Source organism: Streptomyces sp. ATLC9, assembly GCF_057196705.1.
Window position 1 is genome coordinate 1 of record NZ_JBXUOY010000536.1, and the last position, 909, is coordinate 909.

General features: G+C 77.9%; 1 protein-coding gene. It reads right to left on the reverse strand.

The annotated features are described in order from the left end of the window. Positions 1-789: glycosyltransferase family 2 protein (locus tag AC2CJA_RS26895; protein ID WP_484605243.1), on the reverse strand; the 789-nt coding region annotated here is incomplete at its 3' end. Positions 790-909: the final 120 nt, after the last annotated feature.

Consider the following 909-nt stretch of genomic DNA (forward strand, 5'->3'; position numbering starts at 1 on the left):
CGCCGACACCGCGTCGCGCGGCACCGTGCGCGCCAGGCGCCAGGTACGGCGCAGCGCCGCGGGCAGCGGCCGGCGCAGCCAGCCGAACCACAGTGTGTTGCGCAGCCCGTCCTCCCGGCGCGCGGTCGCGTCCCGCGCCGCCGAGGGCGCGTGGTGGACCGTCAGCTCCCCGGCGTAGGCCAGCCACCAGCCGCGCACCATCAGATCGGTGGCCAGCAGCTCCTCCTCGCCGCCCAGCCACAGCCGGGGCGAGAAACCGCCCGCCTCCCGGAAGGCGTCGGCGCGCAGCACCGTGGCCGCGGCCAGGAAGGAGCCCAGGGCCGGACCGGGCAGCCACCCGGGGCCGGGGACGGGCGAGTCGCGCAGCTCGGCGACGATCGGATCCTCGGCGCCGCCGGGCTCCACCACGATGCGCGCGGTGACCGCCGCCAGCCGGGGACGGTCGTCCAGCAGGTCGGCGGCCCCGGCCAGCGATCCCGGCTCCCACCAGGAGTCGTCGTCGCAGAAGGCCACGTACGGCGTGGTCACGCGCTCGACGGCGACGTTGCGCCCCACCGCACCCAGGTTCCGTTCCGCCCGCAGCAGCCGCACCCACGGATGGACGCGCGCGACGGTCTCGGCGGTGCCGTCCGCCGAGGCGTTGTCGACGACGAAGACCGGCGGCCGCTCGGGGAGTCCGGCCAGCCGGCCCAGGGTGCGCAGCAGTTCCTCGCGGCGGTTGTGGGTGATCACCACGACCGAGACCCGGGAGTCGGCGTCCCGGCCGGTCCCGGCGGGCTCAGGGGCCACGGTGCTGTCCTTCCGTACGGCGGGCGGCTTCCTCGGTGTACGGCGGCAGCGGCCTGCGGGCGCGCACCGCCGACGGCAGCCGGGCCAGCGCCCCGAGCAGGGCGCGGCGGGCCCGCGGAT